Source organism: Mycobacterium simulans, from assembly GCF_900232995.1.
Classification (GTDB): Bacteria; Actinomycetota; Actinomycetes; order Mycobacteriales; family Mycobacteriaceae; genus Mycobacterium; species Mycobacterium simulans.
The window spans coordinates 2531608-2549008 of record NZ_OCVX01000003.1 but is presented as its reverse complement, the minus strand read 5'-3'; the positions used below and the strand labels follow the sequence as shown (position 1 = coordinate 2549008).

General features: G+C 62.9%; 13 protein-coding genes and 1 pseudogene. 5 read left to right on the top strand and 9 right to left on the bottom strand.

Going from position 1 to position 17401, the window contains the following annotated elements:
- The 4 genes from MSIMFI_RS12350 to MSIMFI_RS12335 all read right to left on the bottom strand — a co-directional run.
- Positions 1-262: hypothetical protein (locus tag MSIMFI_RS12350; protein ID WP_224770166.1), on the bottom strand; the 262-nt coding region annotated here is incomplete at its 3' end.
- A 55-nt stretch (positions 263-317) separates the two neighbouring features.
- Complete coding sequence (locus MSIMFI_RS12345; RefSeq protein WP_191497417.1) at positions 318-1472, bottom strand: lipocalin-like domain-containing protein; 1155 nt, start codon at positions 1470-1472, stop codon at positions 318-320.
- 6 nt (positions 1473-1478) lie between these two features.
- Positions 1479-4049, bottom strand: coding sequence for an FtsX-like permease family protein (locus MSIMFI_RS12340; RefSeq protein WP_191498160.1), 2571 nt, complete (start codon positions 4047-4049; stop codon positions 1479-1481).
- 5 nt (positions 4050-4054) lie between these two features.
- On the bottom strand, positions 4055-4789 hold the full coding sequence (locus MSIMFI_RS12335) for an ABC transporter ATP-binding protein (protein ID WP_191497416.1): 735 nt from the start codon (positions 4787-4789) through the stop codon (positions 4055-4057).
- A gap of 478 nt (positions 4790-5267) precedes the next feature.
- Here MSIMFI_RS12335 and mscL point away from each other — a divergent pair, with 478 nt between their 5' ends.
- The gene (gene mscL, locus MSIMFI_RS12330) at positions 5268-5717 is read left to right on the top strand and encodes a large-conductance mechanosensitive channel protein MscL (protein ID WP_186244384.1); all 450 of its coding nucleotides are present in this window, start codon (positions 5268-5270) and stop codon (positions 5715-5717) included.
- A 3-nt stretch (positions 5718-5720) separates the two neighbouring features.
- On the opposite strand, the gene MSIMFI_RS12325 is transcribed toward mscL, so the two are convergent.
- From MSIMFI_RS12325 to rpmF, 5 genes are all read right to left on the bottom strand, one after another.
- Positions 5721-6266 carry a MogA/MoaB family molybdenum cofactor biosynthesis protein gene (locus MSIMFI_RS12325; RefSeq protein WP_069418674.1) on the bottom strand — a complete coding sequence of 182 codons (546 nt, stop codon included), beginning with the start codon at positions 6264-6266 and terminating at the stop codon, positions 5721-5723.
- Complete coding sequence (locus tag MSIMFI_RS12320) at positions 6266-7705, bottom strand: S1C family serine protease (RefSeq protein ID WP_191497415.1); 1440 nt, start codon at positions 7703-7705, stop codon at positions 6266-6268. Before MSIMFI_RS12320 ends, MSIMFI_RS12325 begins: the two co-directional genes overlap by 1 nt.
- A 91-nt stretch (positions 7706-7796) precedes the next feature.
- Entirely contained in the window at positions 7797-9353 is a 1557-nt protein-coding gene (locus MSIMFI_RS12315; RefSeq protein ID WP_191497414.1) for a HAMP domain-containing sensor histidine kinase, read from the bottom strand.
- Positions 9353-10042 (bottom strand): two-component system response regulator MprA, encoded by a 690-nt coding sequence (gene mprA / locus MSIMFI_RS12310; protein ID WP_186244387.1) that lies wholly within the window; start codon positions 10040-10042, stop codon positions 9353-9355. The genes MSIMFI_RS12315 and mprA overlap by 1 nt, the downstream gene beginning before the upstream one ends.
- 54 nt (positions 10043-10096) lie before the next feature.
- Positions 10097-10270: a 50S ribosomal protein L32 gene (gene rpmF, locus MSIMFI_RS12305; protein WP_191497413.1), complete on the bottom strand. Its 174-nt coding sequence runs from the start codon at positions 10268-10270 to the stop codon at positions 10097-10099.
- Between the two features lie 317 nt (positions 10271-10587).
- Between rpmF and MSIMFI_RS12300 the strand changes: the two genes are divergently transcribed.
- From MSIMFI_RS12300 to MSIMFI_RS12285, 4 genes and pseudogenes are all read left to right on the top strand, one after another.
- On the top strand, positions 10588-12270 hold the full coding sequence (locus tag MSIMFI_RS12300; RefSeq protein ID WP_191498159.1) for an acyclic terpene utilization AtuA family protein: 1683 nt from the start codon (positions 10588-10590) through the stop codon (positions 12268-12270).
- Positions 12267-13415 carry an acyl-CoA dehydrogenase family protein gene (locus MSIMFI_RS12295; RefSeq protein WP_191497412.1) on the top strand — a complete coding sequence of 383 codons (1149 nt, stop codon included), beginning with the start codon at positions 12267-12269 and terminating at the stop codon, positions 13413-13415. The genes MSIMFI_RS12300 and MSIMFI_RS12295 overlap by 4 nt, the downstream gene beginning before the upstream one ends.
- Positions 13412-15007 carry an acyl-CoA carboxylase subunit beta gene (locus MSIMFI_RS12290; protein WP_191497411.1) on the top strand — a complete coding sequence of 532 codons (1596 nt, stop codon included), beginning with the start codon at positions 13412-13414 and terminating at the stop codon, positions 15005-15007. Before MSIMFI_RS12295 ends, MSIMFI_RS12290 begins: the two co-directional genes overlap by 4 nt.
- A 5-nt stretch (positions 15008-15012) precedes the next feature.
- Positions 15013-17016: pseudogene (locus MSIMFI_RS12285) on the top strand (acetyl/propionyl/methylcrotonyl-CoA carboxylase subunit alpha); the annotation flags it as partial.
- Positions 17017-17401 lie beyond the last annotated feature (385 nt).

The window sequence follows — 17401 nt, the reverse complement described above, 5'->3', positions numbered from 1 at the left end:
CGGGGCTCATCAGGGATGGTTCGTGGGGACGGGAGGGGCTGAAGAAATGGGAAGCGGTCGCCACGCAAGCAGCTTTGGTCTTCACGGTGGAGAGTCGTTTTTTGATCTCGCCAACATACTCATCGGTGACGTTGAACGGGTTGAAGTGGTCGCGGTGAAAAGCTAGCTCGATTCCCGGGTATCCCGCCTTGTCTACTTCGGTAATGGAATCCAGAAAGTCAACATTGGTCAGGCCAAAGGTACTGTAACTGAGTTCGATCATTATCCTTACTCCCACAGTCGATTCTGCGCGGCACCGGGACAAAGGCTCTTGTCCGTCAATGCGGAGGCCGCGAATAGCCGGTCATTTCAACATAGCCCCGTCCCTTGATAGGTGTATCCCGATAATGCCCTTCAAACGCCACCGCCCCCTCCCAATAGGTAGTCGATAGCGGCGACTCCTGATTGGGCATCAGGGCCGACCCGGAAAGTGTCAAGCCGATCCGATTGACCTCGATCTCCCATCGAACGGGATACTTGGCACCACTTTGCCGACTCGTCCAGCGATCCTTCGTTATCAAGCGCCAGTCGGATAACGCCAGATGGGTCACAGTGCCATCGTTAGCGATAAAGGAACCACTAGAGGTCGGCTTCACACGACCATTGGATTCCCGAATCTGAAACATCATCAAGGCCGCCCCGTTGTCAAATTGCAGCGAGAACCAATCCCACCCGACATCTTCGGGATCCAAAGCGCTGCTACCGTACTCATGATCGTTCCAACTCAGCCCGCTAACGGCGAATTTCTGGCCATCAACCGTCACCGTTCCATGCGTCTCTTGCCGCACTATCGAATAGTAGTACGTGGCGTTTCCAGGTTGCTCGCCTTTGATACTCAAACCCTCATTTCCATGCAAAATAGGAGCCAGAGTAGGGCGCAGGCTCAAATCAATGCTAGCGTCGCCCGTTTTCGCAACAATCCGGACGGAATTATTCTCCGCTTCACGCACATACCAATCTTCCAACCACACCGCATAGGGCTGCGCCCTGGCTCCGGCTAGCCCCACCGCTTCCCGGCTAAATTTCTCTGCGGGATGAAAGGCGCTGCGAGCAATGTCGCTCACGGCAAAATGCGCTGAATAGATTTGATCGGTACGCCACGAGGATGCATCGGCCACGGCCGCCCCCTTCCCAGGGGGTGCCAAAGCGCGGCGGAAAAACGTGAGTTGGTAACCAAATAACCGCCCATCAGCGGTTGCCAGGTTGCCGGTGTAATACCACCATTCACCTTGGTAATCGTCGTGCGGGCCGAGGTCGCGTGGAAATCGTATGGCACCCGGCTCGGTGGCCAAGGCATATCCCACCGTATTTTCATCGGCCAACATGCCAAGCAGGGATCCAGTTGCCGCCACTGGCCTTTCCGGCCGTTGCCACCACCACCCTCCCGCCACCAAGACAAGGAGCGTGACAAGAACCAAGCCGATCTTTTTCATATCTTATTACTCTTCCCGAATGGCAGAGGCGATGCTCAACCGTGCCGAACGCCAAGCGGGATAGACACCCGCCGCCAGCGCCGCGACCACTGCCACTAAGAAGGCCTGGCCGAAGTATCCAAATTCAAACTGCATCTCCATGGTCCAACCAAATGAGCGGACGTTAATGATGTGGATAAGAATCCACGCCAACACAAAACCGGCAGGCAACGCCATCGAACCAGCCATTCCGCCCATTAGCCCGGCCTCAAGGCAAACCAATCTCCACAATTGGCGGCGGGACATTCCGATGGCACGAAAAACGCCCAGTTCATGTACACGCTCCAGCGCTAAACTCATCAAGGCGCCCAATACTCCAATAAAGGCGATTGTTGTGGCCACCAGTCGTAAGGCGCCGGTGACGGCGAAGCTGCGATCAAACGTAGCCAGTGCCGCTTCACGAAGACTGCGACTGGATTGAATCACAATATCTTTTCGGCCTGCGAACGTTGCCTGCAGTTGGTCCAGTAATCCATCGACACTCACGCCCGGCTTCAAAAGGAGAGCCATGGTCGTCACATCCCGGTCCTGCCAATTGGACCGATACGTGGCCTGATCCATCAGCACCACCCCTTGATCAGAGGTGTAATCGGAATAGATCGCTAAAACGGGAAAAGTTCGTGGTCCCGACTCCGTCATCAGCGTTATCGGCCCTGGCGGCGTCCCCAAATTTTGGCGCGATACCAATGGCTCCGATAACATTACTCCTTCGCCGGCCAAGAAACGCTTCCATAGTGTGCGCTGATCGCCGCCGATCCAGCGATACGGCCGCTTGCCGTCAGATATATCGCCCGAGACCGCGGTCAAATCCACCTCACGTCCCCACTCGGGGGCAAAGATGGCCGCATAACGACTGGTAATTGCCTCACGTACGCCCGGCCATTCGTTCAGAATCCGGGCGGCATCCGCAGGCAAATTGCCACTCGGGCGAGTGGAGGTTAAGGAAGGTGCGGCCACATAGATGTCCGTTTGCAAAGTCTGCCCGAGCCAGGTGGCGAACGTTTGCCGAAACGAACCCACCATCAGCGAGACGCCGACAATCACCGAGACAGCCGTCATCAGAGCGGCAATTGCGACAGAGGTGCGGCTCAGCGAGCGGACGATATCTCGCGGGGCCATCCATCCCAGGGGGCCGAACAAGCGGCCGAGCGCAGGAGCCAGGCGCAACATCACGAACCGGGCCACCGGTGCCGTAATCAGCGCAAAGCCGATCAGAACGGCGCATAGACCGATGAACCCGAAGACCAAGTTCTTGCCCGGCCAACACAGCATTACGGCGCCAAAGCCACCCACACCGAGACCCGCCGCCCACAACCACGGCACGAGGGTGGTCACTTTGCCTTCCAGGGCGGAGCGGCGCAAGGTGCTGGCGGGGGTGCTGCGCATCGCTTCCACAGCAGGCGGCAGGGCGGCCAATAGCGCAGCAAAAATGCCGATGGCCAACCCTTTCAACAAACTTTCGCCCGACAAAGCCACCTCACGCACATTAACGACAAAGTAAAGATCGTTGATGGATTGAGTCACTAGGCCAATTAGGCCCTCACCGAGCCACACTCCAAACAAGAGACCCAATCCGCTGCCGAGCAGCGCCGCGACGAAAGTTTCAGTCATTATCAGCCAAAACAACTGCTCACGGGTGACGCCTATGCAGCGCAGAACGCCAAACAACCGGCGGCGTTGCACAACATTGAACGTTACGGTGTTGTAGATCAGAAATGTGCCGACCAGCAAAGCAATTAGACTCATCGCGGTGAGATTGACGGTAAAGCCCGTCATCATCTGTTTCATGGTGTTGTTTTGAACAGCTGCCGCCTCTAGACGCACACCACTCGGCAATCCTTGTTTGATCTGCGTGACAATGGCCTGATCTTTGATAATCAAATCGATGTGACTAAGCTTGCCAGGCATGTGAAACAACTCTTGAGCGGTCGCAATATCGGTGAGGATTAGGTCGCGTAACCGTTGACTTGTAATTGCATCTACTGGCGTGATAAGGCCCACCAGGGTGACGGTAGTGGGCGCACCCTCCACTTGTAGGGCAAAGCTGTCACCCAGTGCCAAGTGATACTCTGTCGCCACGTCACGGCTTAGAATGACTCCATTCGGACGGACGAGAAAATTACTTACCGCCTCAAGATCTTGCTGCCGCCATAAATCGGGGCGAAATGGTGGCTCGGCAAAGGGGTCGATCCCCATCAAGCGCATCACGCGATTTCCCAGTTTGGGTGCCAATACATACCCTTCAATCACGGGAGCGGACAAATCATAGCCCTGTTTCCGAATATCCAGGTACACCTGTTGGTCGAGGCTGCCGCCCCGACCACCAGACACGCGATGCGTAGCTTTTCCCGTGATGGCCTCGGCGGAGATGTCAAGAGCGCGTTGGGCTGAACCGTTGGACAGGTCGATCGCCACGACCATGGCCACACCCAGGGCGATACCCAGGATCAAAAGAATATATTGAAACGGCCGTTGACGCACGCGGCGCCAAGCCGTGCGCCACAGCGGAAAATAAGCAAACGCCGTTCGGTTTTTCATATCGATCACATGATCTGACCCGAGCTGATCCGGTCATTCATCTCGGTTTCTTGCGCCAAGTCGGGAACCAATTTGCCGCCATGCACATATAGAACTCGGTCCGCGTGATGAACCACCGCCGGATTGTGTGTGGCCATGATTAATGTCTTACCGGCTTGGCGAGTGAGATCGAGCAGAAGTGCCAATACTCTATCCCCTGTTTTGTTGTCGAGGTTACCCGTAGGTTCATCGGCGAGGACCAGCACGGGATTATGCGCCAACGCCCGACAAATGGCCACCCGTTGTTGTTCTCCGCCCGAGAGCCTATCGGGAAGACTGCTTTCACGTCCGGCCATATCCACTTTTTCCAATAGGTCACGAGCAGCATTCGCCGCTTTTCGTTGCGGCACGCCGGCCAGCTCTTGGGGCAACGTAATGTTTTCGAGCACCGTAAGAGTGGGGATCAGGTTAAAGAATTGGAAGACGAAGCCGATCTGGTCGCGCCGAAAACGCGTTCTCTCGCGCTCACGCATTTTTGTGATGTTGAAGTTGTCAATTATGACGTCACCTGCGGTGGGCTGTTCGATGCCACTGATGAGGTTGAGCAGGGTGCTTTTGCCGCTGCCGCTATGACCCAATAGCACCACAAATTGGCCGGTTTCAAAATCAGCATTGACGTCGTCTAGAACATGTCGTTGGCCTTCGCCTTCTTGGAAAACTCGGCTAACGTTCCTGAGCTGAATGATTGGTTGCGGGTTCATCAAGTCCTTTTGCCGGATACTTCGGCTGCATTGTAGCCCTATCGTTCACGGGTGATGGACGTTTTTGACCCGGCCGCCGATTCGCGACACTCACAGGTCCGTTTGCGCCGGCGACATCGATATCCATCCGGTGTGGCAGACTTGGGCCAGCTCTCAGAGCAGGCAGCTTCCCGAGCAACGTGTTCGGCTGGGTCGCCATCGATCGCCCGGTTTCCAGCTGGTGATGCCCGGTGCCGCAATGTCGGCGTGAGGACGGCTTCCCGGGTGACGTCAGAAGCGCGGCGTCAAGCTGTGCGCTCCTCTCTCTCCGGTTGCGTTATCGACCAACGTCGCTCGCGGTCGATCACCAGCTACGGCGAATCCGTGGTAGGCAGGCGCAGCGCACTCAGCGCCGTGGCAACTGCCACCAAATGGGTTAGGTTTTTCTTGGGGTTTCAATCCGGGGTTTAGCAGCCGCCCACTGCAGAAAGGAAGTCCCATGCTCAAAGGGTTCAAAGAGTTTCTGTCGCGGGGAAATATCGTCGATCTCGCCGTCGCGGTGGTCATTGGTACGGCGTTCACGGCGCTGGTCACGAAGTTCACCGACAGCATCATCACGCCGCTGATCAATCGGATAGGCGTCAAACAGCAGTCCGACGTCGGAATCTTGAAAATCAGCATCGGCGGTGGTCAGACCATCGACTTGAACATCCTGTTATCGGCGGCGATCAACTTCATCCTCATCGCCGCCGTCGTGTACTTCTTTGTCGTGCTGCCCTACAGCACGCTGCGCAAGAAGGGCGAGGTGGAGCAGGCGGACGATGCCCAAGTCGTGCTGCTCACAGAAATTCGCGATCTGCTCGTACAGACGAACGGAAGCTCCTCCGGCAAGCATGGCGGCGCGGCAGTGTCACCTCCGCCCGAGCACGGGCCTCGCGCGGATACCTGAACCTCAGATCTCGAGGCTCGACAGTTGCCCGATGATATGAGCGGCTAGCGGATTAAGCGTCGCCATGCCGTCACGCACGGCATAACGGGAACCGGCAAGGTTGACCACCAACGTGCTGCCGGAGACACCTGCCAGGCCACGTGACAGTCCCGCGTCGGTGATACCCGCGGAGAGTCCCGAGGCGCGGATGGCCTCGGCGATGCCGAGAATTTCGCGGTCCAGGATGTCGCGGGTAGCTTCCGGTGTGACATCGCGAGGCGTCACACCGGTCCCGCCTACCGACACGACCAGGTCCACCCCGCCAATCACCGCGGTGTTCAGCGCGTTTCGAATCTCGACCTCGTCCGCCTCGACCGCCACCACACCATCGACAACGAACCCCGCTTCCGTCAGCAACTCGGTGACAAGCGGCCCGCTGTGGTCCTCATCACCGTGCGCGGTGCGATCGTCGACGACGACGACTAGTGCCCGGCCGACTACCAACTCCGCACCCTGTTCCATGGGAGCAACCGTATATCCGAGATCTGACAACTGCGCATCAACCTTCATCACTGTTCCGCCTTGCCAAGCGTGACCTGCACGGTACGACTCCCACCCGCGGGATCCTGGAATGTCAGCGATACCTTGTCGCCCGGCGCCTTGGAGCGCACCGCGGCGACCAATCCGTCGGCGCTGTTGATCGGACGGTCATCGACCTTGGTGACGACCACGCCCTTGGGCACTCCGGCACTGGCGGCAGCACCGTTTGCCACCACCTCGACAACCTTGGCGCCCGGAACCCCCTTATCGGTGGTCACCTGCACGCCCAGCGAGGCGTGCGACGCCTTCCCGGTGCTGATCAACTCGTCGGCAATGCGCTTGGCCTGGTTGATCGGAATAGCAAAGCCGAGGCCGATCGAACCGCTCTGCGCATCTCCGGAATCGGCGCCCAGGGTGGCAATTGCAGAGTTGACGCCGACAAGTTGCCCGCTCATGTTGACCAACGCTCCGCCGGAGTTACCGGGGTTGATCGCGGCATCGGTCTGAATGGCGTCCAGCACCGTATTTTGGTTGCCCACCTCACCCGTCGTCGACACCGGCCGGTTGAGCGCGCTGACGATCCCGGTGGTCACCGTGCCCGCCAGTCCCAGCGGCGAGCCGATGGCCACCACCGGCTGACCGACCCGTAGATCCGACGACGAGCCCATCGCGATCGGGCTCAGGTTGGAAACGCCCTGAACGCGGACGACGGCGATATCACTGGTGGGATCGGCCCCAACCACCGTGAACGAAGCGGTACGCCCGTCGGAGAAGGTCACCGTCGTTTTCGGCGGCGGGCCCGCGGGGGGTTTGGCAGCGGCAGCGACGACGTGGTTGTTGGTCATGATCAGACCGTCGGCCGACAGGATGATGCCGGAACCCTCCTCCGACTGCCGGCCCATATCGGTCTCGAGCATGACGACACTGGGCACCACCTTGGCCGCTACCTGCTCGACCGATCCCGGCGGCATGTTGGCCGCAGGGACGCTGGGCGCCGCCCCCGATGCCACCGTCCCGCCGTTGCCGCCGCCGGGTGACCGGTTGAGCTCGACAACCGAGGCCGCCGCGCCGCCGATGCCGGCGGACACCACAGCGATCACGAGCGCGCCAACCGCCAACATGCCTGCGCGAGGCCGTCTTTGGGGTATCAGTTGGGGAGGCGGCCCGATCGGCGGCAGCATCCCGGGGATCGGTCCCGGACCGGTGCCACCCGGTATCGGCCCCGGTCCAGTGCCACCGGGAATTGGTCCTGGCCCCGTGCCCCCGGGTATCGAACCCGACCCGGTCCCTCCGAGCGCTTCGTAGGGCTGACGGAACTGGGCCGTCTGGGATGACGGGGACTGCTGGTAGCGCCAATCAAACTGCTGGTTGTACACCTGCCCCTGGGCATAAGCGGGGGGCACAGGCTGATTAGGCGCGCGATATCCCGGCTGCTGCGGCGGTGGCGAATACCTCGGGTGATTCGTCATGTCGCTAAGTCGCTCTTCCTCTGCTCAGGCTTGCGTGAAGCTCGGCCATGCACTGCTTGCATGGGCTTGTTTTCCAACACTAACTGCACATCTACCTTGCGCGCGCGGACTGAGAATCCTCTGAGATAACGTTCGCCGAAACCCGAGAGTTCGACTGATCCGGGGTGACATGTCCCACGGGATCGGTCAGCGCATCTGCCCCGGCAGCGGCAGCAGCCGCCGGGTAGGCCGAGGTCGGCATCGGCCGACCAGGTAACAGCACGTAAATCGATGTGCCCGGGGGCTGACCACCGGGGTTGGTGTCCTCGATGCGCAGCGATCCACCGTGATTGAGCACCACCTGTTTGACGATGGCCAGCCCTAATCCCGAGCCTGGCATCGCCCGCGCCGACGTCGATCGGTAGAACCGTTCGAACACCAGACGCCGCTCTTGCGGTGGGATGCCCGGCCCTTGATCCGAGACCACCAGCTCCGCGTGTGACGGATCGAGCTGTCGCAGCCGTACGCCGACGTGACCACCCGGTGGGCTCCATTTTGCCGCGTTGTCCATAAGGTTCAGCGCTGCCCGCGAGAGCCCGGCGGCGTCGCCGTAGACCTGCCAGGGAATTACCTCGACGTCGAAGTGGATGTCGTTGCGCCGCCGCCTGACCCGCTCCAGGCTGCGGTCAACCACGTCGGCCATGTCCACCGGCTCGTGCACCACTTCGCCGGCATCGCCGCGGGTGAGGTCCACCAAATCGCCTACCAGCGTGGACAATTCCTCGATCTGCGCCAGCACGTCAGCACGCAGATCGACCATCTCCTGCTCCGGTAGCCGCGGCGCTCCAGGTGCCATCGAGGCAATCAGCAGTTCGACATTGGTGCGCAACGACGTCAGAGGTGTACGCAACTCGTGTCCGGCGTCGGTCACTAGCCGTGCCTGCCGTTCCCGAGACTCGGCCAGCGCCCGCAGCATCAGGTTGAACGCCTCGGTGAGCCTCGCCAATTCGTCACTGCCGAAGACCGGGATGGGCCGCAAGTCGTCGGTACGCGCCACCCGCTCGGCCGCTTCGGTGAGGCGACCGACCGGACGCAGCCCGGCGCGGGTGACCATTCCCCCCGCCACCGCCGCGACCGCGACGCCGACCCCACCGACGATTAGCAGCACCGCGCGCAATTTGGTCATGACCGCTTCGGTGGGCTTCAGACTCTTGGAGATCAGCAGTGAGCTCCCGTTGGGCAGGTGGATGGCGAGCACCCGTTGATCCGATGCGGTGCGCCGTGACATGAACAACTCGCCGCGGATGACCGCTTTCTCGGGTGATCCGACCGGCAGGGTCTGACCGGGCTGGTTAGCCGTGTAAATCGCCCGGCCCGGGTTCACCAGCATCGCGTTGACGTCCGAATAAGCAGTGCCCTCGATGGCCTTACCGGGATCGGCGGACAGCGAACCGCTGGCGATCAGCAACTGCGCTCGGCTCTGCAGCTGGTTATCGATGTCGCTGTAGAGGGCGGCCGAGACCACCGCATAGACCGCGAATGCCATCAGGACGACCGCCATCGCGACCATGGACATCGCCAGGAGCATCACCCGCCACCGCAGGGACAACGAGCTGGTAGCTCTCAGCGGCACACGCCCAGAACGGACGGGGCGACGGATCCGGATCATCAGGGCGGCGTTTCGCGTAGCACGTAACCCACTCCGCGCACGGTGTGGATCAGCCGCGGCTCGCCATCGGCCTCGGTCTTGCGGCGCAAATACCCGACGTAAACTTCCAGCGCGTTACCGGAGGTGGGAAAGTCAAACCCCCACACCTCTTCGAGGATGCGGCTGCGGGTCAACACCCGGCGCGGATTGGCGATCAGCATCTCCAGTAAGGCGAACTCGGTGCGGGTGAGGCTGATCCGGCGCTGGCCGCGAGTCACTTCGCGGGTCACCGGGTCCAGGGTCAGGTCGGAGAATCGCATGGCCACGGACTCGGCGGCGTCATCTTCGGGTTTGGTGCGACGCAGCAACGCCCGCATCCGGGCCAACAGTTCTTCGAGGGCGAACGGCTTCGGCAGATAGTCGTCGGCGCCGGCGTCCAGGCCGGCGACTCGCTCGGACACGGAGTCGCGGGCGGTTAACACCAGAATGGGCAGGTCATCGCCGGTGCTGCGGAGCTGACGGCACACCTCCAAGCCGTCCAGCCGCGGCATCATGACATCCAGCACCAACGCGTCAGGCCGATCGCTGGCAATCATCTCGAGAGCCTCGACCCCGTCGTGGGCCAGCTCGACCGAGTAGCCGTTGAAGGAAAGCGACCTGCGCAGCGACTCGCGCACCGCGCGATCGTCGTCGACGACAAGTATTCGCACGCAGACTAGTTTCGTACTAGCGCCTGAGACAGGCCTGAGAGGCGCGCCGTTTACTTAACGCCGGTCAAGATCGATGAGGCCGAGGCGGGCGGCTTTGAGCAGTCGTCGGGGAACCTTGTGCTTCTGACCCGCCACTGTCACGCCGACAAGCTCGGTCCGGGTGGCCTTCCACTGCGAGCGCCGGCTTCGGGTGTTCGCGCGCGACGTCCTGCGCTTGGGTACCGCCATGGTGGGCCTTACTCCTCGATTGGGGTTTCGGTCAGGCGTGTCGCCTCTTTACCAGCAGTCAAGGGTAGTCGGTGACCAGCTCGTCGCCAAAATTGCGCCGAGCCTAACGCCAGGGAGGTTCGCAGCATGTCGGGTAGCGACAGGAGTGTCGCGGACGGCTTCGGGCGGCTTCTTGGAGCTAGGTGACGTTTGAGGCGGGGTATTCACCCGACGTTATCCCGATCCGGCTATGCTGACCTACCGGTTGGTTGGTTTAGTGGCGCCACCGAAATGATCCCAACGAAGGGAGGACGCGCATGGCTCCCGTTTCCGATGCCGTGCGCATCGCGAACTGCTCCGGCTTCTACGGCGACCGGCTGTCAGCCATGCGCGAAATGCTCACCGGTGGCGACCTGGACTACATCACCGGCGACTACCTGGCCGAACTGACCATGCTGATCCTCGGCCGCGACCGGATGAAGAACCCCGATCGCGGCTACGCCAAGACCTTCCTGACCCAACTTGAGGACTGCCTGGGGCTGGCCTGCGACCGCGGGGTGCGCATCGTCGCCAACGCGGGCGGGCTGAATCCCGCCGGGCTGGCCGACGCGGTACGGGCGCTGGCCGAGCGTTTGGGCATCCCGGCGCGTATCGCCCACGTCGAAGGCGACGACCTGCAGCCCCGCGCGGCCGAACTCGGACTGGGGACACCGCTCACCGCAAACGCCTACCTCGGCGCGTGGGGCATCGTCGACTGCCTGAATGCCGGCGCCGACGTCGTCGTTACCGGCCGGGTGACCGACGCCTCGGTGATCGTCGGGTCCGCCGCCGCGCACTTCGGCTGGGGGCGCACCGACTACAACCAGCTCGCCGGCGCCGTGGTCGCGGGCCACGTCATCGAATGCGGCGTCCAGGCCACCGGCGGAAATTACGCGTTCTTCACCGAAGTCCCGGATCTGAGCTACGCCGGTTTCCCCTTGGCCGAGGTGCATGCAGATGGCTCGTCGGTGATTACCAAGCATCCGGGCACCGGCGGCCTGGTCAGCGTCGACACTGTCACCGCGCAGCTGCTTTACGAGATCACCGGCGCCCGCTACGCCAACCCGGATGTGACCGCGCGCATGGACACCATCGAGCTGTCTGATGACGGCCCGGACCGGGTGCGGATCAGCGGTGTGCTGGGCGAGCCGCCACCGCCGACGCTGAAAGTGTCGCTGAACAGCATCGGCGGATTCCGCAACGCCATGACTTTCGTGTTGACCGGCCTGGACATTGAGGCCAAGGCCGACCTTGTACGACGTCAGCTCGAGGCCGGGCTGACCGTCAAGCCGGCTGAGCTGGAGTGGACCCTGGCCCGCACCGACCACCCCGACGCCGACACCGAAGAAGCAGCCAGCGCGTTGTTGCGCTGCGTGGCCCGCGATCCCGACCCGGCCAATGTTGGCCGCCAATTCTCCTCGGCGGCGGTCGAATTAGCGCTGGCCAGCTATCCAGGCTTCACCGTTACCGCCCCGCCCGGCGAAGGCCAGGTGTATGGCGTGTTCACCCCCGGCTATGTCGACGCCGGCCTGGTGCCGCATCTTGCCGTGCATCCCGACGGCACCCGGGTCGAGATACCTTGCGCCACTGAAACTTTAGAGTTGGCGCCGGCAGCTGAGCCGCAGCTTCCTGAACCGCTGCCGCCCGGTCCCACCCGGCGAGCACCGCTGGGCCTGATTGCCGGTGCCCGCAGCGGCGACAAAGGGGGATCGGCCAACGTCGGAGTGTGGGTGCGCACCGACGAGCAGTGGCGCTGGCTGGCCAACACACTGACGGTCGAGTTACTCAGGGAGCTGCTGCCCGAGACCGTGGACCTCGATGTCACCCGCTACGTGTTGCCCAACCTGCGGGCGGTTAATTTTGTTATCGAGGGAATCCTGGGTCAGGGCGTCGCCTACCAAGCTCGATTCGATCCGCAGGCCAAGGGGCTGGGCGAATGGTTGCGCAGCCGCCACGTAGACATTCCGGAGAGCCTTTTGTGAGCATTTGGAACACGCCGGAGCGCGAGCAGCTACGAAAGACGGTGCGCGCGTTCGCCGAACGGGAGATCATTCCCCATATCGACGAGTGGGAACGGACCGGCGACTTGCCACGTGACTTGCACCGGCGCGCCGGGGCCACCGGCCTGCTGGGTGCGGGCTTGCCCGAGTCGGCCGGCGGTGGCGGCGGCGACGGCGCCGACCCGGTGATCGTCTGCGAAGAGATGCACCAGGCCGGAGCACCCGGTGGCGTATTCGCGTCGCTGTTCACCTGCGGCATTGCGGTGCCCCACATGATCGCATCGGGCGACGCCCGGCAGATCGAGACCTATGTGCGGCCCACGTTGGCCGGCGAGAAGATTGGCGCGCTGGCCATCACCGAACCCGGCGGCGGCTCCGATGTCGGGCATCTGCGGACCTCGGCCGTACCGGACGGCGACGATTACCTGATCAATGGCGCCAAGACCTATATCACCTCCGGGGTACGCGCCGACTACGTCGTCACCGCAGCGCGGACGGGAGGGCCTGGCGCAGCTGGGGTTTCGCTGATCGTGGTCGAGAAAGGCACACCCGGTTTTGAGGTCACCCGCAAGCTGGACAAGATGGGCTGGCGGTCCTCCGACACCGCCGAGCTGTCCTACACCGACGTGCGGGTGCCGAAAGCCAATCTCGTCGGCACCGAAAACAGTGGGTTCGCTCAAATCGCCCAGGCGTTCGTCTCCGAACGGATTGGCCTTGCCACCCAGGCGTATTCGAGCGCACAACGGTGCCTGGACATCACCGCGCAGTGGTGCCGAGACCGCGAGACGTTCGGCCGCCCGCTGATCTCACGGCAATCGGTGCAGAACACACTCGCCGAGATGGCGCGGCGCATCGACGTCGCACGGGTTTATTCACGCCACGTGGTGGAGCGTCAGCTCGCCGGCGAGACGGACCTGATCGCGCAGGTCTGTTTCGCCAAGAACACCGCCGTCAAGGCCGGCGAATGGGTTGCCCACCAAGCCGTCCAGCTATTCGGTGGGATGGGTTACATGGCCGAATCCGAAGTCGAACGCCAATACCGGGACATGCGAATCCTGGGCATCGGCGGCGGAACCACCGAGATCCTGACCGCACTGGCCGCCAAACGTCTGGGGTATCAATCATGACGGTATTGCAGTCCACCCTCGACCCGAACACTCCTGCCTACACCGAAGCAGCGTCGACGGCGACCACCAAGCTTGACGAGATCGCGGCCGAACTCGCCAAAGCGCTGGAAGGTGGCGGACCCAAGTACGTTGACAGGCACCACGCGCGCGGCAAGCTAACGCCCCGGGAACGTATCGAGCTGCTGGTCGACCCGGACTCTCCTTTCCTCGAGCTGAGCCCGCTCGCGGCCTGGGGCAGCGCGTTCAAGGTCGGAGCCAGCCTGGTCACCGGCATCGGCGTGGTCTCCGGTGTGGAATGCATGATCGTCGCAAATGACCCGACGGTCAAGGGCGGCACCAGCAATCCGTGGACGCTGCGAAAGATACTGCGGGCCAATCAGATCGCCTTCCAGAACCGGCTTCCGGTCATCTCGCTGGTGGAATCGGGCGGCGCGGACCTGCCCACCCAGAAGGAGATCTTTATCCCCGGCGGACAGATGTTCCGCGACCTGACCCGTCTCTCGGCAGCGGGAATCCCCACCGTTGCACTGGTATTCGGCAACTCCACCGCGGGTGGGGCCTACGTGCCCGGCATGTCCGATCACGTCGTGATGATCAAGGAACGTTCGAAGGTGTTCCTTGCCGGTCCCCCGTTGGTGAAGATGGCCACCGGCGAGGAGTCCGACGACGAATCACTGGGTGGGGCCGAAATGCACGCCCGCACATCAGGTTTGGCTGACTATTTCGCCGTCGACGAGCTCGATGCGATCCGGATCGGGCGTCGCATCGTGGCGCGGCTGAACTGGGTCAAGCAGGGTCCCGTGCCCAGGCCGGTCACCGAGCCGTTGTTCGATGCCGAGGAGTTGATCGGCATCGTCCCCGCGGACCTGCGCATCCCGTTCGACCCGCGCGAGGTGATCGCCCGCATCGTCGACGGCTCCGAATTCGACGAGTTCAAGCCGTTGTACGGGTCGTCGCTGGTGACCGGGTGGGCCCAGTTGCACGGCTACCCGCTGGGCATCCTTGCCAATGCTCGCGGCGTGCTGTTCAGCGAGGAATCACAGAAGGCCACGCAGTTCATTCAGCTGGCCAACCGCTCCGACACACCACTGTTGTTTCTGCACAACACCACCGGCTACATGGTGGGCAAGGAGTACGAAGAAGGCGGCATGATCAAGCACGGCTCGATGATGATCAACGCCGTGTCCAACTCCACCGTCCCGCACATCTCGCTGTTGATCGGCGCGTCCTACGGCGCGGGCCACTACGGCATGTGCGGGCGCGCCTACGATCCCCGGTTCCTATTCGCCTGGCCGAGCGCCAAGTCCGCGGTTATGGGCGGCGCCCAGTTGTCGGGTGTGCTGTCGATCGTGGCGCGGGCCGCCGCCGAGGCTCGCGGACAGCAGGTCGACGAGGCCGCGGACGCCACGATGCGGGCCGCTGTCGAGGGCCAGATCGAAGCCGAGTCGCTGCCACTCGTCCTGTCCGGGATGCTCTACGACGACGGGGTGATCGACCCGCGCGACACCCGCACCGTGCTGGGAATGTGTTTGTCCGCCATCGCCAATGGCCCGATCAAGGGGACGTCGAACTTCGGCGTCTTCAGGATGTGAAGCCCATGTCAATCACTCGAGTACTGGTGGCTAACCGTGGCGAGATCGCCCGACGGGTGTTCGCCACCTGCCGCCGACTGGGCTTAAGTACCGTCGCCGTTTACACCGACCCCGACGCCGGTGCGCCGCATGTCGCCGAGGCCGACGCCCGGGTTCGGCTGCCGCGGACCAATGACTATCTGAACGCCGAGGCCATTATCGCGGCGGCACGCGCTGCCGGTGCCGACGCCGTTCACCCCGGGTACGGATTTCTTGCCGAGAACCCAGAATTCGCGGCGGCGGTGCAGGAAGCGGGGCTGATCTGGGTCGGACCGCCAGTGGACGCGGTACGGGCAATGGGCTCCAAGATCGAGTCCAAGAAGCTGATGGCCGCCGCTGGGGTGCCGATACTCGAAGAACTCGATCCTGACACGGTCACCGAAGCCCAGCTGCCGGTGCTGGTGAAGGCGTCCGCGGGCGGTGGTGGTCGCGGAATGCGGGTGGTTCACGAATTGTCCGCACTGCCAGCCGAAGTCGCCGCAGCCCAGCGCGAGGCACAGTCCGCGTTCGGCGACCCAACCGTCTTCTGCGAGCGTTACCTGCCCGCCGGGCACCACATCGAGGTACAGGTCATGGCCGACACCCACGGCACCGTGTGGGCCGTCGGGGAACGCGAATGCTCCATTCAGCGCCGCCACCAGAAGATCATCGAAGAAGCGCCGTCACCATTGGTTGAGCGCATCCCGGGCATGCGCGCCAAGCTGTTCGACGCCGCACGACTGGCCGCCGAAGCGATCGGCTACACCGGTGCCGGGACGGTGGAATTTCTCGCCGATGACTCCCCCGGCCGGGAAGGCGCGTTCTACTTCCTGGAGATGAACACCCGCCTGCAGGTCGAGCACCCGGTCACCGAGGAGACCACCGGGCTCGATCTCGTCGAACTGCAGTTCATGATTGCTGAGGGCGGCCGACTCAATACGGAACCTCCTGCCGCCCAAGGATATTCGATCGAGGCCCGACTGTATGCCGAGGATCCAGCGCACGGCTGGCAGCCGCAGGCCGGCATGATGCACTCCATCGACGTGCCAGCGGCTCGGGCGCAGTTCGGCTCGTTGGGCCGGCGCACCGGAATCCGGCTGGACTCCGGGATTGTGGACGGATTCGCGGTGTCTATCCATTACGACCCGATGCTTGCCAAGGTTATCTCCTACGCTCCGACGCGCCGTCAAGCCGCGCTGGTGCTAGCCGACGCGCTGGCCCGCGCCCGTCTGCACGGCCTGCGCACCAACCGCGAACTGTTGGTCAACGTGCTGCGCCACCAGGCGTTCCTCGACGGCGCCACCGACACGGCCTTCTTCGACACGCACGGTTTGGCGGAGCTGTCAGCGCCGCTGGCCAATGCCGCGACCGTCCGGTTGTCGGCCATCGCCGCCGCGCTTGCCGACGCCGCGCGCAACCGGGCCGTCGCCCCGGTCTTCGGTTCGATTCCGAGCGGCTGGCGCAACCTGCCGTCGGGCTATCAGGTCAAGACCTACCGAGAAGGGAGCGAGACGGAGCACCGTATCGAATACCGGTTCACCAGAACCGGATTGGAGCTACCTGGAGACGAGGCGGTGCACCTGGTTTCGGCCTCCGTCGACCAGGTCGTGCTGGCGCACGATGGTGTTGCCCACAGCTTCTCGGTTGCCAGCTACGGCCCCGATATCTACGTCGATTCGCCGCGCGGACCCGTGCACCTGGTCGCCCAGCCCCGCTTCCCCGAGCCAGGTTCGACCGTCGATCAAGGCTCCCTAGTGGCACCCATGCCGGGCAACGTGATCCGGATCGGCGCCCAGGTCGGCGACACCGTTACGGCCGGTCAGCCGTTGATCTGGCTGGAGGCCATGAAGATGGAACACACCATCGCCGCGCCGGCCGACGGCGTGCTCGTCGAGCTCAATGTCAACGGCGGTCAGCAAGTCGAAGTGGGCGCCGTCCTAGGAGTGATCGCAAGCGCGGCGCAGCCGGGCGCAGCGGGTCACGACCATCCAGACCAAGGAGTGATCGCAAGCGCGGCGCAGCCGGGCGCAGCGGGTCACGACCATCCAGACCAAGGAGTGATCGCAAGCGCGGCGCAGCCGGGCGCAGGGGGTCACGACCATCCAGACCAAGGAGTGATCGCAAGCGCGGCGCAGCCGGGCGCAGCGGGTCACGACCATCCAGACCAAGGAGTGATCGCAAGCGCGGCGCAGCCGGGCGCAGCGGGTCACGACCATCCAGACCTCGCGAGAGTGGAAGCGCCTGAATCAGAGTCGGGTCGGGAGCTGGAAGGTAGATGATGTCTGACGGTAGGACCCAGGGCCTTTGTGCCGCCGGTTTCCCGGTCGGGTGTCCATCCCCTGGTGCCCGTGGTCAGGTCGGTTCCCTTCCAGCTCC

Bases quoted from the DNA above. Each gene is read 5' to 3' on its own strand.
- MSIMFI_RS12345 (WP_191497417.1), bottom strand. From the start codon at position 1,472: ATGAAAAAGATCGGCTTGGTTCTTGTCACGCTCCTTGTCTTGGTGGCG.
- MSIMFI_RS12340 (WP_191498160.1), bottom strand. From the start codon at position 4,049: ATGAAAAACCGAACGGCGTTTGCTTATTTTCCGCTGTGGCGCACGGCT.
- MSIMFI_RS12335 (WP_191497416.1), bottom strand. From the start codon at position 4,789: ATGAACCCGCAACCAATCATTCAGCTCAGGAACGTTAGCCGAGTTTTC.
- mscL (WP_186244384.1), top strand. From the start codon at position 5,268: ATGCTCAAAGGGTTCAAAGAGTTTCTGTCGCGGGGAAATATCGTCGAT.
- MSIMFI_RS12325 (WP_069418674.1), bottom strand. From the start codon at position 6,266: ATGAAGGTTGATGCGCAGTTGTCAGATCTCGGATATACGGTTGCTCCC.
- MSIMFI_RS12320 (WP_191497415.1), bottom strand. From the start codon at position 7,705: ATGACGAATCACCCGAGGTATTCGCCACCGCCGCAGCAGCCGGGATAT.
- MSIMFI_RS12315 (WP_191497414.1), bottom strand. From the start codon at position 9,353: ATGATCCGGATCCGTCGCCCCGTCCGTTCTGGGCGTGTGCCGCTGAGA.
- rpmF (WP_191497413.1), bottom strand. From the start codon at position 10,270: ATGGCGGTACCCAAGCGCAGGACGTCGCGCGCGAACACCCGAAGCCGG.
- MSIMFI_RS12290 (WP_191497411.1), top strand. From the start codon at position 13,412: ATGACGGTATTGCAGTCCACCCTCGACCCGAACACTCCTGCCTACACC.